At 61.2% G+C, this 20,684-nt stretch carries 16 protein-coding genes; 8 read left to right on the top strand and 8 right to left on the bottom strand.

From position 1 onward, the window contains the following. Positions 1-109: 109 nt before the first annotated feature. On the top strand, positions 110-2,104 hold the full coding sequence (gene tkt / locus J0F90_RS20275) for a transketolase (protein WP_033639425.1): 1,995 nt from the start codon (positions 110-112) through the stop codon (positions 2,102-2,104). A 69-nt stretch (positions 2,105-2,173) separates the two neighbouring features. On the opposite strand, the gene brnQ is transcribed toward tkt, so the two are convergent. From brnQ to J0F90_RS20260, 3 genes are all read right to left on the bottom strand, one after another. Beyond that, on the bottom strand, positions 2,174-3,496 hold the full coding sequence (gene brnQ / locus J0F90_RS20270) for a branched-chain amino acid transport system II carrier protein (RefSeq protein ID WP_016930038.1): 1,323 nt from the start codon (positions 3,494-3,496) through the stop codon (positions 2,174-2,176). A 199-nt stretch (positions 3,497-3,695) separates the two neighbouring features. Continuing rightward, entirely contained in the window at positions 3,696-4,577 is an 882-nt protein-coding gene (locus J0F90_RS20265; protein WP_028127702.1) for a 2OG-Fe dioxygenase family protein, read from the bottom strand. A gap of 30 nt (positions 4,578-4,607) precedes the next feature. Continuing rightward, positions 4,608-4,940 carry a tRNA-binding protein gene (locus J0F90_RS20260; protein WP_004931561.1) on the bottom strand — a complete coding sequence of 111 codons (333 nt, stop codon included), beginning with the start codon at positions 4,938-4,940 and terminating at the stop codon, positions 4,608-4,610. 287 nt (positions 4,941-5,227) lie between these two features. Between J0F90_RS20260 and J0F90_RS20255 the strand changes: the two genes are divergently transcribed. The 4 genes from J0F90_RS20255 (at position 5,228) to J0F90_RS20240 (ending at position 10,314) form a co-directional block, all read left to right on the top strand. After that, complete coding sequence (locus J0F90_RS20255; protein ID WP_016930036.1) at positions 5,228-6,145, top strand: DMT family transporter; 918 nt, start codon at positions 5,228-5,230, stop codon at positions 6,143-6,145. 169 nt (positions 6,146-6,314) lie between these two features. Continuing rightward, on the top strand, positions 6,315-7,403 hold the full coding sequence (locus J0F90_RS20250; RefSeq protein WP_033641358.1) for an ABC transporter substrate-binding protein: 1,089 nt from the start codon (positions 6,315-6,317) through the stop codon (positions 7,401-7,403). Between the two features lie 78 nt (positions 7,404-7,481). Then, the gene (locus tag J0F90_RS20245; protein WP_033639426.1) at positions 7,482-9,251 is read left to right on the top strand and encodes an ABC transporter permease; all 1,770 of its coding nucleotides are present in this window, start codon (positions 7,482-7,484) and stop codon (positions 9,249-9,251) included. Beyond that, the gene (locus J0F90_RS20240) at positions 9,244-10,314 is read left to right on the top strand and encodes an ABC transporter ATP-binding protein (protein WP_033639427.1); all 1,071 of its coding nucleotides are present in this window, start codon (positions 9,244-9,246) and stop codon (positions 10,312-10,314) included. Before J0F90_RS20245 ends, J0F90_RS20240 begins: the two co-directional genes overlap by 8 nt. Before the next feature lie 30 nt (positions 10,315-10,344). Here the strand turns inward: J0F90_RS20240 and J0F90_RS20235 are convergent, their stop codons facing one another. From J0F90_RS20235 to J0F90_RS20215, 5 genes are all read right to left on the bottom strand, one after another. Beyond that, on the bottom strand, positions 10,345-11,310 hold the full coding sequence (locus J0F90_RS20235) for a PDR/VanB family oxidoreductase (protein WP_033639428.1): 966 nt from the start codon (positions 11,308-11,310) through the stop codon (positions 10,345-10,347). Between the two features lie 41 nt (positions 11,311-11,351). After that, on the bottom strand, positions 11,352-12,800 hold the full coding sequence (locus J0F90_RS20230; RefSeq protein ID WP_033639429.1) for an NAD-dependent succinate-semialdehyde dehydrogenase: 1,449 nt from the start codon (positions 12,798-12,800) through the stop codon (positions 11,352-11,354). 44 nt (positions 12,801-12,844) lie between these two features. After that, complete coding sequence (locus tag J0F90_RS20225; RefSeq protein ID WP_033639430.1) at positions 12,845-13,969, bottom strand: aromatic ring-hydroxylating oxygenase subunit alpha; 1,125 nt, start codon at positions 13,967-13,969, stop codon at positions 12,845-12,847. 26 nt (positions 13,970-13,995) lie between these two features. After that, entirely contained in the window at positions 13,996-15,606 is a 1,611-nt protein-coding gene (locus J0F90_RS20220) for a BCCT family transporter (protein ID WP_033639431.1), read from the bottom strand. Between the two features lie 364 nt (positions 15,607-15,970). Further along, on the bottom strand, positions 15,971-17,056 hold the full coding sequence (locus tag J0F90_RS20215; protein WP_033639432.1) for a tartrate dehydrogenase: 1,086 nt from the start codon (positions 17,054-17,056) through the stop codon (positions 15,971-15,973). Positions 17,057-17,138: 82 nt separating this feature from the next. Between J0F90_RS20215 and J0F90_RS20210 the strand changes: the two genes are divergently transcribed. The 3 genes from J0F90_RS20210 to pgk all read left to right on the top strand — a co-directional run bounded on the left by J0F90_RS20210 (position 17,139) and on the right by pgk (position 20,660). Beyond that, positions 17,139-18,098, top strand: coding sequence for a LysR substrate-binding domain-containing protein (locus J0F90_RS20210; protein ID WP_272491432.1), 960 nt, complete (start codon positions 17,139-17,141; stop codon positions 18,096-18,098). Positions 18,099-18,409: 311 nt separating this feature from the next. Further along, positions 18,410-19,426 carry an erythrose-4-phosphate dehydrogenase gene (gene epd, locus J0F90_RS20205; protein WP_004931582.1) on the top strand — a complete coding sequence of 339 codons (1,017 nt, stop codon included), beginning with the start codon at positions 18,410-18,412 and terminating at the stop codon, positions 19,424-19,426. 70 nt (positions 19,427-19,496) lie between these two features. Then, on the top strand, positions 19,497-20,660 hold the full coding sequence (pgk, locus tag J0F90_RS20200) for a phosphoglycerate kinase (protein WP_025160206.1): 1,164 nt from the start codon (positions 19,497-19,499) through the stop codon (positions 20,658-20,660). Positions 20,661-20,684: the final 24 nt, after the last annotated feature.

The raw sequence follows: 20,684 nt of genomic DNA, 5'->3' as shown, positions 1-20,684 counted from the left end.
TAATAAGTGGTGAACTCGCTCTCATTTGGCATTAGGGATTGCCGTTGTGATGTGGAGTCTGAGAAAATAGGGAACTTGACTGCTTTTTTTATCCGACCTGGAGTAAAACATGTCCTCTCGTAAAGAGCTTGCCAACGCTATCCGCGCACTCAGCATGGACGCCGTACAAAAAGCAAATTCCGGCCACCCGGGGGCCCCTATGGGCATGGCGGACATCGCCGAAGTCCTGTGGCGTGACTATCTCAACCACAACCCGACTAACCCGCACTGGGCTGACCGCGACCGTTTCGTGCTCTCCAACGGCCACGGCTCCATGTTGATTTACAGCCTCCTGCACCTCACCGGCTACGACCTGCCGATGCGCGAGCTGGAGAACTTCCGTCAGCTGCATTCCAAAACCCCGGGGCACCCGGAGTACGGCTACACCCCGGGCGTTGAAACCACCACCGGCCCGCTGGGCCAGGGCATCGCCAACGCCGTCGGCTTCGCCATCGCCGAACGCACCCTGGCGGCGCAGTTCAACCGCCCTGGCCACGACATCGTCGACCACCACACCTACGCCTTCATGGGCGACGGCTGCATGATGGAAGGCATCTCGCACGAAGTCTGCTCCCTGGCCGGCACCCTCAAGCTCGGCAAGCTGACCGCCTTCTACGATGACAACGGCATCTCCATCGACGGCCACGTCGACGGCTGGTTCACCGACGACACCGCCCTGCGTTTCGAAGCCTACGGCTGGCACGTGGTGCGCAACGTCGACGGCCACAACCCGGACGCCATCAAGGCCGCGATTGAAGAAGCCCGCAAGGTGACCGACAAGCCGTCGCTGCTGATGTGCAAGACCGTTATCGGTTTCGGTTCGCCGAACAAGGCCGGCACCCATGACGTGCACGGCGCCGCGCTGGGCGCCGCCGAAGTGGCCGCCACCCGCGAAGCGCTGGGCTGGAAATACGCCGCCTTTGAAATCCCGCAGGACATCTACGCTCAGTGGGACGCCAAAGAAGCCGGTCAGGCCAAGGAAGCGGCCTGGAACGACAAGTTCGCCGCCTACGCCAAGGCCTTCCCGGAACTGGCCGCCGAGTTCAAGCGCCGCATGAACGGCGAGCTGCCGGCCGACTGGAAAGCCGACGCCAAGGCGTTCGTGGAAAAACTGCAGGCCAACCCGGCCAACATCGCCAGCCGCAAGGCGTCGCAGAACGCGCTGGAAGCGTTCGGCAAGGTGCTGCCGGAGTTCCTGGGCGGCTCCGCCGACCTGGCGCCGAGCAACCTGACCATGTGGTCCGGCTCGAAAGCGCTGAACGTTGACCCGGCGGGCAACTACATTCATTACGGCGTGCGCGAGTTCGGCATGACCGCCATCACCAACGGCATCGCGCTGCACGGCGGCTTCCTGCCGTACTCGGCGACCTTCCTGATGTTCGTGGAATACGCCCGCAACGCGGTGCGCATGGCGGCGCTGATGAAGCTGCGCAACGTGTTCGTCTACACCCACGACTCCATCGGTCTGGGCGAAGACGGCCCGACTCACCAGCCGGTGGAGCAGCTGGCGAGCCTGCGCGTGACCCCGAACATGAGCACCTGGCGCCCGTGTGACCAGGTGGAATCGGCGGTGGCGTGGCAGTACGGCATCGAGCGCAACGACGGCCCGACCACCCTGGTGTTCTCGCGCCAGAACCTGACCCAGCAGCCGCGCACCGCAGAGCAGCTGGCGAACGTGTACCGCGGCGGCTACGTGCTGAAAGACTGCGCGGGCACGCCGGACGTGATCCTGATCGCCACCGGCTCCGAAGTGGGCATCACGGTGGAAGCGGCGGACAAGCTGACCGCGGCGGGCCGCAAGGTGCGCGTGGTGTCGATGCCGTCGACCGACGCGTTCGACAAGCAGGATGCGGCGTACCGCGAGTCGGTGCTGCCGGCGGCGGTGACGGCGCGCGTGGCGGTGGAAGCGGGTATCGCGGACTACTGGTACAAGTACGTGGGGCTGAACGGCGCCATTGTGGGCATGACCACCTTCGGTGAGTCGGCGCCGGCGGAGCAGCTGTTCGCCGAGTTCGGCTTCACCGTGGACAACGTGGTGGCGAAGGCGCAGGCGCTGCTGAAGTAAGCGGTCTGGCGCAAGCCGATAAAAAAGCCGGTCATGATGACCGGCTTTTTTTATGGGCGGAAATCGCGCTTACGACGCGGCATTGGCGCTTTCGACGCCGCGCAACCGGTCGTAAGCCGCCGCCAGCAACAGCACCAGCAGCGTAGGCTGCAGCCAGACCAGCCCCTGTTCGGCCAGCGGCAGCTTATCGAACCAGGCGGGCAGCAGGCCGCTGAAGCTGGAAGCCTTCAGGCCGTCGGCCAGGCCAAACACCAGGCTGGTGGCGATCACCGGCGCGAAGACGCGCCTGGCGCTGCGCCAGCGGTTCTGGCTGAAGCTGAGCAACACCAGCGCGATGCAGGGCGGGTAGATCGCCGTCAGCACCGGCAGCGAGACGCGGATCAGATTGGCCAGCCCCATGTTGGAGACCAGCATGGCGAAGAGGGCGAGGATGACCACCAGCGTGCGGTAAGAGAGCGGCAGGTAGCGGGAGAAGAAGTCCGCGCAGGCGCAGGTCATGCCGACCGCCGTCACCAGGCAGGCGATGAACATCAGCACCGCCATAAAGACGCTGCCCAGATCGCCGAAGGTGTGCTGTACATAGGCGTGCAGGATTGCCGCGCCATCCTGAGCGCCGTTCTCGATCAGGCTACCGCTGCCGGCGCCGAGTTTGAACATGCAGATATAGACCAGCGTCAGGCCGACGCCGGCGATCAGGCTGGCCCACAGCGTATAACGCAGCAGCAACCCGCTGTCGCTGACGCCGCGCGAGCGGGCGGCGGTAACGATAATCGAACCGAACATCAGCGCCGACAGCGTGTCCATGGTTTGATAACCCTGTACGAAGCCGGTGGAAAACGCCGAGGCTTGATAGCTGCCGACGGCGGAGAGCGGCGCGCCTGCGGGCCAGACCAGGGCGGCGATGCCGAGCGCGGCCAGCGCCAGAATTTTCAGCGGCGCCAGAATATGGCCGACGTTATCGAGCAACCGTCCGGGATAAAGCGACACAATCATCGCCAGGGTAAAGAACAGCAGGCTGTAGATGAACTGCGGCAGGGCGCCGTCGCCGGTGAAAGGCGCAATGCCGAGGGCGAAAGAGACATTGGCGGTTCGCGGCGTGGCGAACAGCGGGCCGAGCGCCAGATAGCAGACGGTCGCCAGCAGCAAACCGGCGGTGCGGCCGATGGGGCCGGTCAGCAGGCTGATGCTGCCGCCGACGCGCGCCAACGCGATCACGGCGATCACCGGCAGGGCGACGGCGGTCACCATAAACCCGATAGCGGCCGGCCACAGATGTTCGCCGGACTGCAGTCCCACCAGCGGCGGGAAGATGATGTTGCCGGCGCCGACAAACAGGGCAAAGGTCATAAAGCCCAGGGCGATAATGTCTTTCGGGGATAAACTCTTGGTCATAACGGTATGGCACTGCCTGTATTCATGAAATAAACGGCCTGCCTGCAGAGGGCTGGCGCGTGGGGCAGCGAGCGCCCGCAAAAATTTTCGTCCGGCAGGATATAATAATTCGGCGACAAAAACCTGATTAATCCAGCGCTGTTTATCCTTGCGTGAACCGGCCGCACAGATGCATCCTGGCGGCCGGCCCGGCAACGCGTTAGCTCGCGCGCGCCACCATGTCTATCGACAGCGGGATTTCGATATGCGGTTTAAAAGAGTCATACGCGAAGGAGACGTGGCCGTCTTCGACCGGTTTACGGGTGAAAAAGATCAGCATATCGCGGGTTGAATTCTTACGTTTGTCCTGCGCTTCCACCGGTGAGAGGCTGTGTTTGCGTTCATGGTCGACAATCAGCAGGGTATCGAGGAAATGCCGATGCTGTATTGCGCCCAAAATCCATTCCGGCCGGGCCCGATCGAATTTGATCCCGCTGGTTTCGCGCATATCGTGAATAAAGGTCTTGGCGCTGTCGTCGGTCATGTTGTCGCAGCCGAGGAAGGTCGTCATGGTGTGGTCGACGCCGTCGCTGTGCACGCCTTCCAGCGCCGGTTCGCCCAGCATCTGCGGCGTGGTGACGGTGCGCAGGTTGAACACCGTGCAGACGAACTTGTTGATCTCCTGATTAAGCCGGGGGCGCGGCGTCACGCTCACGCCATCGATCACGTAGGCTTTGAATTTCATCAGCGCCTGAAATGCCGTATTCAACTGCAGATCGTCGTTGATGCCGCGGAAATGGCGCACCTTTCCCGAATCGTAGCGGATGAAGTCTTCCTCGACCGAGAGCACGAAAGGCTGGAACTCCAGCCGCTCAATCCGGGCGCGATCGAAGTCGAAACAGAAACGGCCGTTTCTGGACTTGCGGAAAGGCAGCGTGGGATCGTCCGCCAGATTGGCGCTGACCTGCTGCAGCCTGGCGAAATCTTCCGGCCGCGCGCCCAGCGCCAGCAGGATTGCCTGCATGGTAGCGCCGGGGATAAAGGCTGAACGGTGTTCCTGGTATGCCTTCTTAACTTCATCAAGCAGAGATAACTGTCGCATTTCTCGGAGGCCTCACGAATGATAGGGCGGTTATAAAATCTTGCTGCCGATCTCCACGTCGAAATCGGGTTTCAGCAAGACGGTGCCTTGATCCCTGGTGACCGCGGCAAGAACCAGCACTTCGGATTTAAATCCGGCAACCCGCCTGGCGGGGAAATTAACGACGGAGATGACTTTTCTGCCAAGCAGATCATCTTCCTGATAGTTTTCGCATAATTGCGCCGAACTGTTTTTAATGCCAATTTCCTCGCCGAAATCAATGCGCAGCTTATAGGCGGGTTTTAACGCCTTGTCGTTATATTCCACGGAAATAATTTCGCCAATACGCATATCCAGTTTCATAAAATCAGTGATTTCGGCCATGAGTCAGTCCCGTTAATTAAATGGCTTCAGAAAGGCTAGCAAAGGGGAATTATCCCGACAATGTCGCCGATAGGGGAATATTTATACCTGATGTAGCAATTAATTTACATTATCGTAACGTAGCGCAATTAATTATAAGCTCGATGAATTATATGAAATTGAAACTTCATTATTCACCGGTAATTATATGCGCCACCTGAACTTGGGCGTTCGCTCGGCACTGTTAAGCCCGTGTTAAATTGGTTAGTATGCCCTCATTCATCAACCGCATTCTTTCAGGTAGTGATATGGAAATAACCCCGCGTGAAAAACGCGATCGGCGAAAGGCATTTATCGCGCCGTTTTTCCTGATATTAATTTGGTCGACGGGTTTTATTGCCGCGCGTGCGGTGGCGGATCATGCCGATCCCAACCTTTTCCTGACCTTTCGCTTTTTGATCGCCGCCGCGGTATTCGCTTTGCTGGCATTGCATTGCGCCTGGCCCAAGGGGCGGCAGTTCGTGATGCACCTGCTGACCGGCATGTTGATGAATGGCGTTTATCTCGCTGCAAGCTGGTGGGCGGTGGCGAACGGCCTGGCGGCCGGGGTGATGTCGCTGATCGGCGGATTGCAGCCGTTGTTCACCGCGCTGATTTTCGCGTTGGTGCTGCGCAAATCGATAGGGTTACGCTCCTGGGCCGGGCTGGCGGTCGGTTTTATCGGCGTTGCGCTGGTGCTCTCCCCTCGACTGACCGGTATCGACGTCGGCAATATGGCGCTGTTGCCGATCCTGATGGGGTTTGGCAGCATCGTCGCGCTGACGATCGGCATCATGGTGCAGAAGTCTTCGCTGGCGGCGGCCGATCTGCGGGCGGCGGGCGCCATTCAGCACCTCGGCGCCGCGATCGTGACCGGCGCGTTGGCGGCCGTGATGGGCTCCGGCGCCTGGGACAATTCGCCGACGCTGTGGTTCTCGCTGCTGTGGTCGGCCGGCGTGTTGTCGCTGGGCGGCACCGCGCTGTTTATCTGGATGGTGCGCCACGGCGATTTGACTCGCATTACCGCGCTGATGCTGCTGGTGCCGCCGGCGGCGGCGCTGCAGGCTTACGCGCTGTTTGGCGAGGCGCTGTCGCTGGTGCAGTTGGCGGGGTTTGCCCTGACCCTGCTGGGGGTCGCCATCGTACAGCGAATTCGCCTGCTGCGGCGTTCTCGCCTGGCCGAATAGTTTGCGACAGGAAGCGCCGTAAAGCCCGCGCTGCCGGGCTTTTTTATTGGCTGAAAAACGTCCAACCTCACAAAACCGAAAGATAACAAAGCAACGCCGTTGCCTCGTCACAGTTATTAACTATATGTTAATTTTTAGTTTATTAAATGTGATCAGGGGATGGATGATGATGATGAAAAAAATCAGCGCGACCGTAGCGGCAATCACTTTGCTGGGCTCCGTTTCCGCCTATGCGGCCTTCCCGGCGGGCTACCCCGCCGACTACCAGAAACTGGTCGACGGCGCGAAGAAAGAAGGCAAGGTGGTGATTTACTCGACCACCGACACCAAGGCGGCGGCGCCGCTGATCCAGGGGTTCGAGGCGTTGTATCCGGGCATCAAGGTCGAATACAACGACATGAACAGCACCGAACTGTATAACCGCTTTATCAGCGAGCAGGCGGCCGGCGGCACCAGCGGCGACGTGGTGTGGAGTTCGTCGATGGACACCATTTTGAAACTGGCGGGCGATTACGCGCAGGAATACGCCTCTCCCGAGCAGGCTCAACTGCCGAAATGGGCGGTATGGCAAGATAAGGTGTATGGCACCACCTATGAGCCGGTGGTGTTTATCTATAACAAACGCCTGATCCCGCAAGGCGATGTGCCGGATTCGCATGCGGCGCTGGCCAAGCTGATCGCCGGCCAGACGGACAAATTCAAGAAGAAAGTCACCACCTACGACATCGAAAAATCCGGCGTCGGCTTCATGCTGTCGGTGCAGGACTTCAAGGCCGATCCTAACTACTTCAAAACGCTGGCCGACGTGGCCAAGGGTGGCCTGGCGGTGCAATCCTCCACCGGCACCATGATGGAACGCGTTTCCTCCGGTGAAAACCTGATCGGCTTCAATATCCTCGGTTCATACGCCGAGGCCCGCGCCAAGAGCGATCCGTCGCTCGGCATCGTCTATCCGAAAGACTATACCCTGGTGCTGTCGCGCGTGAGCTTCATCGGCAAAGAGGCCGGCAACCCTAACGCCGCCAAGCTGTGGTTTGACTATGTGCTGTCGGAGAAAGGGCAAAATATTCTCGCCAATCAGGCGGATATCCCCTCGATCCGCAACGACATCGAAGGCAAGAACGACATCGATGGCATGACCAAGCTGTTGGGTAACGCGCTCAAACCGATCCCGGTCGATGACAGCCTGCTGGAATATCTGCAGCCGGCCAAGCGTCTCGACTATATCAAACAATGGCGCGCCGCCGCGGCGAAATAACAGGGACTGCATTCGGACGCGCGCCTGTCGCACGGGCGCGCGCCCTTTGGTCGTCGTTTACAACCATAGGGAGCATTTATGCAAGCATGGCGCAGAAAGTGGCAGAGTCTGCCGCGCGGACTGGTGGTGTTGATAACCGCGCTGGTTATCTATGTCCCCCTGTCGTTTATCATCATTCAAAGCTTCCTCTCGGCACCGTTTTTCTCTCCTTCCAAGGTTTTCAGCCTTGAGGCCTTCGAGTTCATCTTTACCGATCCGGATTTCTACAAGGCGCTGAAAAGCGGCTTTATTTTGGCATTCGGCCTGGTGATTATCGCCATCCCGCTCGGCGGTGTTTTGGCCTTCCTGATGGTGCGCACCGATCTGCCGGGGCGGCGGATCATCGAACCGCTGATTCTGGTGCCGATCTTCGTGTCGCCGATGGTGCTGGGTTTCGGTTACGTGGTGGCGGCGGGACCGGTAGGTTTCTTCTCGCTGTGGGCGGAGGCGCTGCTGGGCTTCGTGCCGTGGAACATCTACTCAATGGCCAGCATCGTGGTGATAGCCGGATTGACGCACGTGCCTCACGCGTATCTGTACATCTCCTCGGCGCTGCGCAGCGTGGGATCCGACGTTGAAGAAGCGGCGCGCACCGCCGGCGCCACGCCGCTGCAGGTGATGACCGCCGTCAGTCTGCCGATGGTGCGGCCGTCTATCTTGTACGCCGGGGTGCTGTTGTTCTTCCTCGGGCTGGAAGTGTTCGGCCTGATGCTGGTGTTGGGCGATCCGGAAGGCAACCTGGTGCTGGCGACCTACCTGTACCAGTTGACCAACAAGCTGGGCACGCCGTCTTACCATCTGATGGCGGCGGTGGCGGTGGTGCTGATTTGCATCACTATTCCGTTGGTGATGCTGCAGCGCCGGCTGATGCGCACCGCCAATCGCTTTGTCACCGTCAAGGGCAAAGCCTCGCAGGCCCGCGCGCTGCCGCTCGGCAAATGGCGCTGGGTGGCCGGCGCGGTGGTGGTGTTCTGGCTGACCGTGACCATCGGCGTGCCGCTGATCGGCGTGGTGCTGCGCGCCTTTATCTCTAACTGGGGCGTGGGCGTGTCTGTCTGGGACGAGCTGTCGATCAACACCTTCCGCACCATCTGGGCGCAGCCCAACCTGCTGCGCGCCATCGTCAACTCGATGGCGATCGGGGTGATCGGCGGGGCGCTGGCGGTGGCGTGCTACCTGTTTATCGGCATCGCCATGCACCGCAAGCCGGATGGCGCCACGCGCTTCCTCGACTACAGCGTACTGGTGCCGCGCGCGGTGCCGGGGCTGTTGGCCGGTCTGGCATTCCTGTGGGTGTTCCTGTTCTTGCCGATGTGGCTGGACAAATCGCTCAAGGAGGGTTGGCTGTCGGCGTTGCCGATGGCCGAGTGGCTGCGTGCTAACTGGATTGTCTGGCTGCGTTCGCTGCGCAGCACTATCTTCAGCGTCTGGCTGGCTTACACCGTGGTATGGATGGCCTACGGCCTGAGGCTGATCTCTTCCACGTTGCTGCAGGTGGGGCCGGAGCTGGAAGAGGCGGCGCGCAGCGCCGGCGCCAGTCGCGGCCAGATCACCCGCCACGTCACCATTCCGCTGTCGCGCTATGGCCTGATTGGCTCTTGGCTGCTGATGTTCCTGATTTTTGAACGCGAATATTCCACCGGGGTGTATCTGCTGTCTCCGGGCACGGAAACCATCGGCTCGATGCTGGTTTCTCTGTGGGCCGCGGGCGCTATCGATATCGTCGCCGCGCTGTCGTTCATCAATATCCTGCTGGTGGTGCTGGGGCTGGGGATCGCCTTGCGCTTTGGAGTGAAATTACATGATTGAACTTTCGGTAGAGAATCTGCATTTGACCTATGGCGACAACCCGGTGCTGAAAGGGGTGTCGATGGATCTGAAACGGGGCGAGGTGGTCTCGCTGCTGGGCCCGTCGGGCAGCGGCAAAACCACGCTGCTGCGGGCGGTGGCCGGGCTGGAGAAACCGAGCCAAGGGCGGATCGTCATCGGCAATAACCCCGTGTACAACGGCAGCGCGCGCAGCGAAATTCCCGCCGAAGAGCGCAACCTGGGGCTGGTGTTTCAGTCCTATGCCCTGTGGCCGCATAAAACGGTGTTTGAGAACGTCGCTTACCCGCTGAAGCTGCGTAAGACCGCCTCGGCGGAAATCGCCCAGCGGGTGCAGGCGGTGCTGGATCAGCTCGGGTTGGGGCATCTGGCCAAGCGGCACCCGCACCAGCTTTCCGGCGGCCAGCAGCAGCGCGTGGCGATCGGGCGTGCGCTGGTCTACAACCCGCCGGTGATCCTGCTGGATGAGCCGCTGTCCAATCTCGACGCCAAGCTGCGCGAAGAGGCGCGGGTATTCCTGCGCGAGCTGATCATCAAGCTCGGTCTGTCGGCGCTGATGGTGACCCACGACCAGAACGAGGCGATGGCCATTTCCGATCGCATCCTGCTGCTCAATAACGGCAAAATCGAACAACAGGGCACGCCGCAGGAGATGTACGGTTCACCCACCACGCTGTTCACCGCCGAGTTCATGGGCAGCAACAACCGCTTGCCGGGCAAGGTTGTCGCGCTGGAAGGCGACCGGGCGCGCATCGAAGGCAAGGATTGGGCGCTGTGGGGCAAAGCGGGCGCCGGCGTGCAGGTCGGGCAGGAGGGCACGGCGGTGATCCGCGTGGAGCGCGTGCGGTTGGGCGAAGATCCGCAGGGCAACCAGCTTGAGCTGCCGTTGCTGACCAGCATGTATCTCGGCGATCGCTGGGAATACCTGTTCCGCACCGTGGCCGAAGATTTCGTGGTGCGCGCCTATGGCCACGAGGCGCGCGATCGGGCGCTGTGCCGGCTCTCCCTGCCGGCCGATCATCTGTGGATATTCCCGAAAGCCTAATCAGGACGCCCGCTGATGCGGGCGTTCCGTTTACAAATCCAGCACCAGTCGGCTGCCTTTGGCGCGCGAGCAGCAGATCAACAGGGTTTGCTGCGCCGCGCGTTCTTCGTCGCTGAGATACTGATCGCGGTGGTCGGCTTCCCCCTCGACGATGCGGGTTTCGCAGGTGCCGCAAATGCCTTCGTGGCACAGACACTCGACCCTGGCCGCCTTGCTGTTTTCCAGCGCCTGCAGGATGGTCATGTCTTCCGCCACTTCAAGTTCAATACCCGACCGGGCCAGCACCAGCGTAAAGGCGCCGCCCGCCGTGTCTTCGGCGGCGAAGGCTTCGCTGTGTAAACGCGCGGCGTCGATACCCCGTTCGGCGGCGGTCCGGTAGACCGCTTCGTTCAGCGCCCTCGGGCCGCAGACGTAGATATGGGCGCCGGGTCCCACGTCGGCCAGCGTGCGCGCCAGATCCAACCGGCCGCCAAGGCTGGAGACATGGCAACTGACGTTGTCGGTGAACGGCGCTTGCGTCAGCTGCTGCTGGAAGGCGTTGTGTTCCTCGCTGTGGAAGCAGTAGTGCAGATGGTAGCGTTGGCCGCTGCGTTGCAGCTCATGCAGATGGGCCATAAACGGCGTGATGCCGATGCCGCCGGCGATCAACACGTGATGCTGTGCCTCCGGTGCCAGCGCGAACAGGTTATTCGGGGTGCTGATGGTCAGCGTATCGCCGACCGCCAGCCGGTCATGCATGAAGTCAGAACCGCCTTTGGAAGGAGACTCGCGCCGAACGGCGATCTGGTAACGGTCGAGCTCGAACGGTGAGCTGAGCAGCGAGTAAGCGTTGCTGTAGCGCTTCTCGCCGTCCTGCATTTTCACGATGATGTGGCTGCCGCCGCTGAAGGCGGGCAGCGGCCGGCCTTGCGGATCCGCCAGAGTAAAGCGCTTGACCTGTGCGGTGACGATTTCGATGTCGACGACGCGAACATCAAGCATCTGATAGCTGGTCATTCATTGGCTCCAAAGCGCGGGCGTCCCCGCGCATAAAAAAGTTATACCGCCTGGCACAGGTATTTGAGCTCCAGATAGTCTTCGATGCCGTATTCGGAGCCTTCACGCCCCAGGCCCGACTGTTTCACTCCGCCGAACGGCGCGACCTCGTTGGAGATAAGCCCGGTATTGATACCGACCATGCCGTACTCCAGCCGCTCCGAAACGCGCCATATGCGCGCCGCATCGCGGGTGTAGAAGTAGGCGGCCAATCCGTAGATGGTGTCATTGGCCTGGCGGATCGCCTCGGCTTCGTCATCGAACACCACCAGCGGCGCGACCGGGCCGAAGATCTCTTCTTCCAGCAGCAGCGAACCGGGTTGCACGTCGCCCAGCACCGTCGGGGTGAAGAAATTGCCGCCCAGCGCGTGCGGCGTGGCGCCGGTCAGCACCTGAGCGCCTTTGCTCAGCGCGTCATCGAGCAGCTCCACCACCTTGTCGCGCGCCTTGCGGTTGATCAGCGGGCCGATCTGCACGCCGGGTTCGAAACCGTTGCCAACCTGCAGCGCCGCTACGCGGGCGACAAACTTCTCGGCGAACTGCGGGTAAACGCCGCGCTGCACGTAGAAACGGTTGACGCAGACGCAGGTCTGCCCGGCGTTGCGATATTTGGCGATCAGCGCGCCTTCCACTGCGGCATCGATGTCCGCATCGTCAAACACGATGAACGGCGCGTTGCCGCCCAGCTCCAGCGACACTTTCTTGATGGTGTCCGAGCTTTGGCGCATCAGCAGGCGGCCCACCGGCGTGGAGCCGGTAAAGCTCAGCTTGCGCACCTGCGGGTTGCGGGTCAGCTCGGCGCCGATCGCCTGCGAGTTGCCGGTCACCACGTTGAACACCCCGGCGGGAATGCCGGCGCGCTCGGCCAGTTCGGCCATCGCCAGCGCTGAATAAGGGGTTTCGTTGGCGGGTTTGACCACCAGCGTACAGCCGGCCGCCAGCGCCGGTGCGGCCTTTCGGGTGATCATCGCCGCTGGGAAGTTCCAGGGCGTGATCGCCGCGCACACGCCGATGCCCTGTTTCAGCACCATCAGGCGTTTATCGCCGCTTGGCGAGGGAATGATGTCGCCGTTGGTGCGTTTGGCCTGTTCGGCGAACCATTCGATAAAGGAGGCGGCGTAGCGGATTTCGCCCAGCGATTCCGCCAGTGGTTTGCCTTGTTCCAGCGTCATCAGGCTGGCCAGATCCTGCTGGTGTTCCAGCATCAGTTCGAACCAGCGGCGCAGCAGCTGCGCGCGCTGTTGCGCCGGCAGCGCGCGCCAGCCTTCCAGCGCCTGCTGGGCGGCGTCGATCGCCCGTTGGGTTTCGGCCGTCGCCATGTTGGGCACGCTGCCGATGAGTTGGCCGGTGGCGGGATCGCTCACCGGCAGGGTTTCCTGGTTGTCGGCGTCGCGCCATTGGCCGTTGATGTAGGCCTGTTGGCGGAATAGCGCCCGATCGGAAATATTCACGAGAACCTCACAAGTCAGGGGAGGGGCCATTGGGCCCCGTCGCATCAGGGTTGATAAACCTGCGCCAGCAGGTTGTGGAAGTGGGCGATGCCGTGCTCGCTGACGCCGCTGCCGGCGCCGTCGGCCATGATGCGCCCCTGCCCGCGATAGCCGCGCGATTTGAGGCCTTTTTGCACGCTCTCCACCAGCCGCAAATCTTCCGGGCGGAACACGTCGCGGTACCAGTCGATCAGTTTGAGCTGTTCGTCGCTCAAATCGGCGTTGGTGAAGTAGATGTCGTAGTGCTGCAGGGTAGTTTCCGCATCGACCGGGAACTCATAGATCACCGTCATCATGCCTTCCAGCGGCGGCATGTTGAACATGGTGCACGGCCACAGCCAGATGCCGTGGAAGCTGGCTTCTTTACCCTCTTCAAACTTGAACGACTGCTCGGAAGGGCGGGCGTAGCCGAACTGCAGTGTCCAGTTGCCGTGCAGGGTGTGCCAGTAGCGGTCGACCTGCACCGAGTCGGCGAAGCCGGGGTGCGCCGGGCCGCAGTGGTAGCACTCGAGGTAGTTGTCGACGATGTTCTTCCAGTTGGCCGGAGTGCGGGTGACGAAACGCGCCGCCAGCTTGAGATCGTCGACCTGCGGGCAGGCCTCGCGCACTTTGGCGCCGAGGCCCGGCAACTGGTCTTCCACCGTGCCGGCCTGCGAGTCCAGATTGACGTAAATAAACCCGGCGTACTCTTCGACCCGCACCGGCACCAGGTGCGAGTTTTCCTTATCAAAGTTCTGCACGTTTTCGCAGTTGCGCGCGTGCGCCAGTTCGCCGTCCAGCTTGAATGCCCAGGCGTGATAAGGGCAGGTGATGACGTTTTTCGCCCGGCCGTCGCCCGCCAGCAGTTGGTGGCCGCGGTGCGGGCAAACGTTGTAAAAGGCGCGCAGCACCTTGTCGCGGCCGCGCACCACCAGAATGTTTTCACCGATGATCTCGCGGGTGATGTAGTCGTTCGGTTCGGCGAGCTCGCTGCGGTGCGCCACGCAAATCCAGCTGGTGGCGAACACCTGCTCTTTTTCGTGCTCGAACGCCGCCTGGTGGGTATAGAACCGGGCCGGAATGGTGTAAGCCTCACGGGCGTCGGCGCAGAAATCTTTCGGTAAGGTAAATTCAGGGATCAGAGTGCTCATAAGTTAACCTTCCTCTTTTCTTATTGTCATTTCGCCATAGGGCGCGGTTGATACGACGATGGAGCGGAGAGTTCGGCGGCCGCCGGCGCGTCGGGCAGCGCCGGCGGGCTGCTTTCGATCAGGTGCGCCGGGATGGCCGCGTAGTCCTGCTTCAGCCAGCGGGTAAAGCCGTAGGTTTTCACCAGCAGCACCAGCAGGAACGGCAGCGCGGTCAGGATCACCGTGGTTTTCATGGTGTCCAGCGAGGCGCCGGTAAACAGGATCGACAGCGGGATCAGGGTGATCACCACGCACCAGAACAGGCGCAGCATCGGGCTGGGATCTTGCCCCTCCTGCAGGTTGCGGGTGCTGGTGGCGGCCATGGTGTAGGCCACCGCGTCCATGTGCGAGGCCAGGAAAATGATCATGATGAACAGATAGGCGGCCAGGAACAGCTTGCCGAGCGGCAGCGCCGTCAGCAGCATCTGCACGGCGGTTTCGCCGCCCTGGGTGCTGAGGATCTCCGGCACGTTGAGCTGCCCGCTGATGAACTGGTGCATGGCGTAGCTTTCCAGCGAACCGAAGAAGAACCAGCAGCCGAGGGTGCTGCCGAGCAGCAGCGCCCAGATCACTTCTTTAATCTTGCGGCCGCGCGAGACGCGGGTGACGAACATCGCCACGCCCGGGGTATAGGAGATCCACCACAGCCAGTAGAACACCGTCCAGCTGCGGCTGAAGCTGCCATCGCCCATCGGATCGGTGAACAGGCTCATCTGCAGGAAGTTTTGCGCCGTCAGGCCGATGGCGTTGATGGTGTTGTTGATGGTGAACTCGGTGGGGCCGACCAGCAGCACCAGCCCGGCGAAGGCGAAAGCGCCCCAGCCGACCATTTTGCTCAGGCGCTGCATGCCGCCGTCGATGCCGATGTAAGAGCTGAGACAGAAGATCACCGCCGCCAGCAGGATCACCGTCGCCTGCACCGCGAAGTTATCCGGGATGCCGGTCAATGCCGTCAGCCCGCGGGTAAAGGTGGAGGCCGTCAGCACCAGCGAAATGGTGAGGGCGCCGACGGTGGCGACCAGGAAGATCAGATCCACCAACCGCCCGATCGGGCCGTTGGCGCGCACGCCGGTGATGGCGGAAATGATCCCCGACAGGCTGAGCCCTTTGTTCTTACGCACGTGGAAGTGGTAGGCCATGATCAGCGAGGCGAGGGCGTAGGTCGCCCAGGCGCTCAGGCCCCAGTGGAAGAAGGAGTAGCTGATGCTGTATTCCAGCGCCTTCGGGGTGCGCGGCGCGATGTTCAGCCCCGGCGTCTGGTAATAATACGCCCATTCCATCACCCCCCAGTACAGGGTGGACGAGCCCAGGCCGGCGCAGATGAACATGAACAGCCAGGCCAGCGTGGAGTATTGCGGTTTGCCTTCGCCGAGGCGGATGTTGCCGTATTTGCTCAACGCCAGATACAGCACCACCAGCAGGGCGATCAGCACCAGGATTTGAATGGTTGAACCGAACAGCCGGGTGACGCCGTTGAAAATGGTGTTGGCGATAAGCGCGGATTGGGCCGGAAAGAGCATCAGGCAAATGGCGATCAGCGCAATACTGCACAGGCTGATGGCGATGAGCGTGACATCCTTTTTAGGATTGCTCTGCATGGGAGTGAACTCCTGTTATCGGTGGTGGGCCGGTGCGCGAAGCGTAGGGTGCGCCCGGGCCCTGTTGGTTTGAACCCTTTGTTTTGTTACACCGCGAGGAGCAAGCGCCCCGGCGGAACGCCGCCGGAAATGTTTACTCTTCATTAACATTTTTGAGTGTGCACAAATTACAGGAGGGCCACAATTGGGGCATCTGTAAAAGGATAAAACACAGTATGTAAACAATTTGTTGTGATCTTGACCGGGGTATTGGCGTGCTTTCTGGGGTGATTTTCAGTGGATTTGCGGCGGCGATCGAAGCGGAAAAACGGACGTGGCAAAGCAGGGCGCGAAAGGGCGCCCTGCGCAGGAAAATCAACGGCGTTTAGCGTTGCAGCAGGGCGGCGATCGCCTGGCCGACTTGCTGGGTGGAGGCGCCGCCCCGCATATCCGGCGTGCGCGGCCCGTCGGCGATAATGCGCTCAATCGCCTGCAGGATGCCGTCGTGCGCCTGGCGGTAGCGAGCATCGCCGTCGCCGAGGAAGTCCAGCATCATCGCGCCGCTCCAGATCATGGCGATCGGGTTGGCGATGTTTTTGCCGAAAATGTCCGGCGCCGAGCCGTGTACCGGCTCGAACAGCGACGGGAAGTTGCGCTCCGGGTTCAGGTTGGCCGACGGCGCGATGCCGATGGTGCCGGTGCAGGCCGGGCCGAGATCCGACAAAATATCGCCGAACAGGTTGGAGGCCACCACCACATCGAAGCGTTCGGGGTTCAGCACGAAGCGCGCGCACAGAATATCGATGTGCTGTTTGTCCCAGGCGATATCAGGGTATTGGCGCGCCATCTCCGCCACGCGCTCATCCCAGTACGGCATGCTGATGGCCATGCCGTTGGACTTGGTGGCTGCAGTCAGGCGCTTGCGCGGGCGCTGCTGCGCCAGCTCGAAGGCGTACTTCAGGATGCGGTCCACGCCCTGACGGGTGAAGACCGATTCCTGGATCACCATCTCGCGATCGGTGCCTTCGAACATCCGTCCGCCGAGCGAGGAGTACTCTCCTTCGGTATTTTCGCGCACCACGTAGAAATCGATATCGCCCGGCTGTTTGTTCGCCAGCGGGCAGGGCACGCCGGGAAACAGCCGTACCGGACGCAGGTTGACGTACTGCTCGAAGTCGCGGCGAAATTTCAGCAGTGAACCCCACAGCGAAATGTGATCGGGCACCGTATCCGGCCAGCCGACGGCGCCGAAATAGATGGCGTCGAAGCCCTTGAGCTGTTCAAACCAATCGTCCGGCATCATCTGGCCGTGGTGCTGGTAGTAGTCGCAGCTGGCCCACTCGAAGGTGTCGAATTCCAGCAACAGATCCCAGCGCGCTGCCGCCGCCTGCAATACTCGTATGCCTTCCGGCAACACTTCCCGCCCGATACCGTCCCCGGGGATGGCGGCAATCTTGTAAGTTTTGCTCATACAGAGGTCTCATTTGTAGGTAGGGGAGATTGACAACACTGCTATCCTATAATTGACTAACTGTTAATCAATCGCGAAAACGGTGAAACATAAAACACGAATCATGAACAATATGCCGATCCTGAGTGACCTGCGAGTGTTCGTGCTGGTGGCGCGCCGCGCCGGGTTCGCCGCCGCCGCCGAAGAGCTGGGCGTTTCGCCGGCCTTTATCAGCAAGCGCATTGCGTTGCTGGAAAAGGCGCTGGACGTGTCATTGCTGCACCGCACCACGCGGCGGGTGGCGATCACCGAAGACGGTGAACGCATCTACGAATGGGCGCAGCGCATTCTCAACGATGTCGATCAGATGATGGACGAGTTGTCCGAGGTGCGTCAGGCGCCGCAGGGCATGCTGCGCGTGGTCAGCAGCTTCGGCTTCGGCCGGCGTTTCGTGGCGCCGGCGCTGTCGGCGCTGGCGCGGCAGTACCCGCAGCTGGAGCTGCGGCTCGACGTGTCCGATCGGCTGGTGGATCTGGTCAGCGAAGGATTCGATCTGGATATCCGCATCGGCGACGATATCGCCCCCAATTTGATTGCGCGCAAGCTGGCGGACAATCAGCGCATCCTGTGCGCTTCGCCGGCATACCTGCAGCGCCACGGCGTGCCGAAAAATCCGGCTGAGCTGGCGGGCCGCACTTGTTTGGTGATCAAGGAACGCGATCACCCGTTCGGGCTGTGGCGGCTGCAGGGGCCGGGCGGCGAAGAGACGGTGAAGGTGACAGGGGCGCTGGCGTCGAACCACGGCGAAATCGTGCACCAGTGGTGCCTGGACGGGCAGGGCGTCGCGCTGCGTTCCGCCTGGGACGTGAAAGAGAACATCGACAGCGGCAGGTTGGTGCACATCCTGCCGGAGTATTATCAGCCGGCCAACATCTGGGCGGTGTACGTTTCCCGGCTGGCAACGTCGGCGAAAGTGCGAGTGACGGTCGAATTTTTGCGCGACTATTTCCGCGAGCACTACGGCGAAACGGGGCCGGCGAGCGAAAATCCACCGCGGCCTTAAGGCCAAAAATGTGCGCCAGATCATCTTATGCTCGTAAAACTCCCCTCCGTTACCTGAGGAACTGTTGCACCTGTTTCTTTTGCCAAAACTTTGGTTTATGCTCAGCTGAAGCGTTTCAGTTGAAGCACTCTTCGACAGAAATGCCGATGTGAAGGCGGCGAAAAGCCGCTGAAGCGCGGGAATAATGCAAACTCGGCGATTCACAGCGGGCGGTGCGATCCACTACTCTATGCGGGTTAGTGAGACAACCAGTCAGCGCCGGGCGGCGCCGGTGAGTCACCCGGCGTGGACGGCCCTTTTTCAGGAGCAGCATGACCATCCGCATAGCGATAAACGGCTTTGGCCGCATCGGCCGCAGCGTATTGCGCGCACTGTACGAATCGGGACGACGGGCGGAAATCTCCGTGGTGGCGATCAACGAGCTGGCGAACGCCGAAGGCATGGCCCATCTGCTGAAGTACGATTCCAGCCACGGCCGCTTCGCCTGGGATGTGCGGCAAGAGTGCGACACGCTGAGCGTCGGAGACGACGCGATTCGCCTGTTGCACCAGCCGGCGGTGGAGCAGTTGCCCTGGGGCGAGCTGGGCGTCGACGTGGTGTTGGACTGCAGCGGCGTGTACGGCAGCCGGGCGGATGGCGAAGCCCATCTGGCGGCGGGGGCGAAGAAAGTGCTGTTCGCCCATCCGGGCGGCAACGATCTGGACGCCACCATCGTGTTCGGCGTCAATCATCAGACGCTGCTGGCGGAACACCGCATCGTGTCCAACGCCTCGTGCACCACCAACTGCATTATTCCGGTGATCAAGCTGCTGGATGACGCCTACAGCATCGAATCCGGCACCGTGACCACCATTCATTCGGCAATGAACGATCAGCCGGTGATCGACGCGTATCACGCGGATTTGCGGCGCACCCGCGCGGCGAGCCAGTCGATCATTCCGGTCGATACCAAGCTGGCTGCGGGCATCACCCGTATCTTCCCGCAGTTTTGCGATCGCTTCGAGGCGATCTCGGTGCGCGTGCCGACCATCAACGTGACGGCTATCGATCTCAGCGTCAGCGTCAGCGCCGCGGTGAAGGTGGCGGAGGTCAACCAGCTGTTGCAAAAGGCCGCACGGGAATCATTTCGTGGTATAGTTGACTACACGGAATTACCATTGGTCTCGATCGATTTTAACCATGACCCGCACAGCGCTATCGTCGACGGTACGCAGACTCGGGTCAGCGGGCAGCACCTGATAAAGACCTTGGTCTGGTGCGACAATGAATGGGGCTTTGCCAATCGGATGTTGGATACAACACGGGCAATGGCCGCCAGCGGTTTCTAGTACGGCGGCGCCGGCGTGATTGGCGCGCTGCTCAGGCAATTTTATAGAGATTCAATAAAGAGGGTTCACCATGTCTGTAATTAAGATGACCGATCTGGATCTGGCGGGTAAACGCGTACTGATCCGCTCCGATCTGAACGTGCCGGTAAAAGACGGTAAAGTGACTTCCGACGCGCGTATCCGCGCTTCCCTGCCGACTATCGAAGCTGCGCTGAAGCAAGGCGCCCGCGTGATGGTAACCTCCCACCTGGGTCGTCCTACCGAAGGCGAGTACAACGAAGAATTCTCCCTGCTGCCTGTGGTCAACTACCTGAAAGACCACCTGAAATCCCCAGTGCGTCTGGCGAAGGATTATCTGGATGGCGTCGACGTCGCCGAAGGCGAACTGGTGGTGCTGGAAAACGTCCGCTTCAATAAGGGCGAGAAGAAAGACGACGAAACCCTGTCCAAGAAATACGCGGCGCTGTGCGACGTGTACGTGATGGATGCATTCGGCACCGCGCACCGCGCGCAGGCTTCCACCCACGGCGTGGGCAAGTTCGCGCCTGTCGCCTGTGCCGGCCCGCTGCTGTCCGCCGAACTGGAAGCGCTGGGCAAAGCGCTGGGCAACCCGGCCCGTCCGATGGTCGCCATCGTGGGCGGTTCTAAAGTGTCCACCAAACTGACCGTGCTGGATTCCCTGTCCAAAATCGCCGATCAGCTGATCGTCGGCGGCGGCATCGCCAACACCTTCGTGGCGGCGCAGGGCAACAACGTGGGCCAGTCCCTGTACGAACCTGACCTGATCCCGAACGCGCAGAAACTGCTGGAAACCTGCGACATTCCGGTGCCGACCGACGTGCGCGTAGCGACCGAGTTCTCCGAAACCGCAACCGCGACCGTGAAGCAGGCCAACGAGATCCAGGACAACGAGCAAATTCTGGATATGGGCGACGTCTCTGCCGAGCGTCTGGCCGTTATCCTGAAGAACGCCAAGACCATTCTGTGGAATGGCCCGGTTGGCGTATTCGAGTTCCCTAACTTCCGTAAGGGCACCGAAATTGTCGCCCGCGCGATCGCCGATAGCGACGCTTTCTCTATCGCTGGCGGCGGCGACACTCTGGCAGCCATCGATCTGTTCGGTATCGCTGACAAAATTTCCTACATCTCCACCGGCGGTGGCGCATTCCTGGAATTCGTTGAAGGGAAACCGCTGCCTGCAGTCGTGATGCTGGAAGAGCGCGCTAAGCAGTAATTCAGACAACGGGAGGCGAAAGCC

This window comes from Serratia marcescens subsp. marcescens ATCC 13880, from assembly GCF_017299535.1.
Taxonomy (GTDB): domain Bacteria; phylum Pseudomonadota; class Gammaproteobacteria; order Enterobacterales; family Enterobacteriaceae; genus Serratia; species Serratia marcescens.
This window is presented reverse-complemented; position numbering and strand designations above follow the sequence as displayed.

Coding starts and splice junctions, on each gene's coding strand:
- J0F90_RS20245 (WP_033639426.1), top strand. CDS start 7,482: ATGCAAGCATGGCGCAGAAAGTGGCAGAGTCTGCCGCGCGGACTGGTG.
- J0F90_RS20235 (WP_033639428.1), bottom strand. CDS start 11,310: ATGACCAGCTATCAGATGCTTGATGTTCGCGTCGTCGACATCGAAATC.
- J0F90_RS20240 (WP_033639427.1), top strand. CDS start 9,244: ATGATTGAACTTTCGGTAGAGAATCTGCATTTGACCTATGGCGACAAC.
- J0F90_RS20225 (WP_033639430.1), bottom strand. CDS start 13,969: ATGAGCACTCTGATCCCTGAATTTACCTTACCGAAAGATTTCTGCGCC.
- tkt (WP_033639425.1), top strand. CDS start 110: ATGTCCTCTCGTAAAGAGCTTGCCAACGCTATCCGCGCACTCAGCATG.
- pgk (WP_025160206.1), top strand. CDS start 19,497: ATGTCTGTAATTAAGATGACCGATCTGGATCTGGCGGGTAAACGCGTA.
- J0F90_RS20255 (WP_016930036.1), top strand. CDS start 5,228: ATGGAAATAACCCCGCGTGAAAAACGCGATCGGCGAAAGGCATTTATC.
- epd (WP_004931582.1), top strand. CDS start 18,410: ATGACCATCCGCATAGCGATAAACGGCTTTGGCCGCATCGGCCGCAGC.
- J0F90_RS20220 (WP_033639431.1), bottom strand. CDS start 15,606: ATGCAGAGCAATCCTAAAAAGGATGTCACGCTCATCGCCATCAGCCTG.
- J0F90_RS20260 (WP_004931561.1), bottom strand. CDS start 4,940: ATGGCCGAAATCACTGATTTTATGAAACTGGATATGCGTATTGGCGAA.
- J0F90_RS20265 (WP_028127702.1), bottom strand. CDS start 4,577: ATGCGACAGTTATCTCTGCTTGATGAAGTTAAGAAGGCATACCAGGAA.
- brnQ (WP_016930038.1), bottom strand. CDS start 3,496: ATGACCAAGAGTTTATCCCCGAAAGACATTATCGCCCTGGGCTTTATG.
- J0F90_RS20250 (WP_033641358.1), top strand. CDS start 6,315: ATGATGAAAAAAATCAGCGCGACCGTAGCGGCAATCACTTTGCTGGGC.
- J0F90_RS20215 (WP_033639432.1), bottom strand. CDS start 17,056: ATGAGCAAAACTTACAAGATTGCCGCCATCCCCGGGGACGGTATCGGG.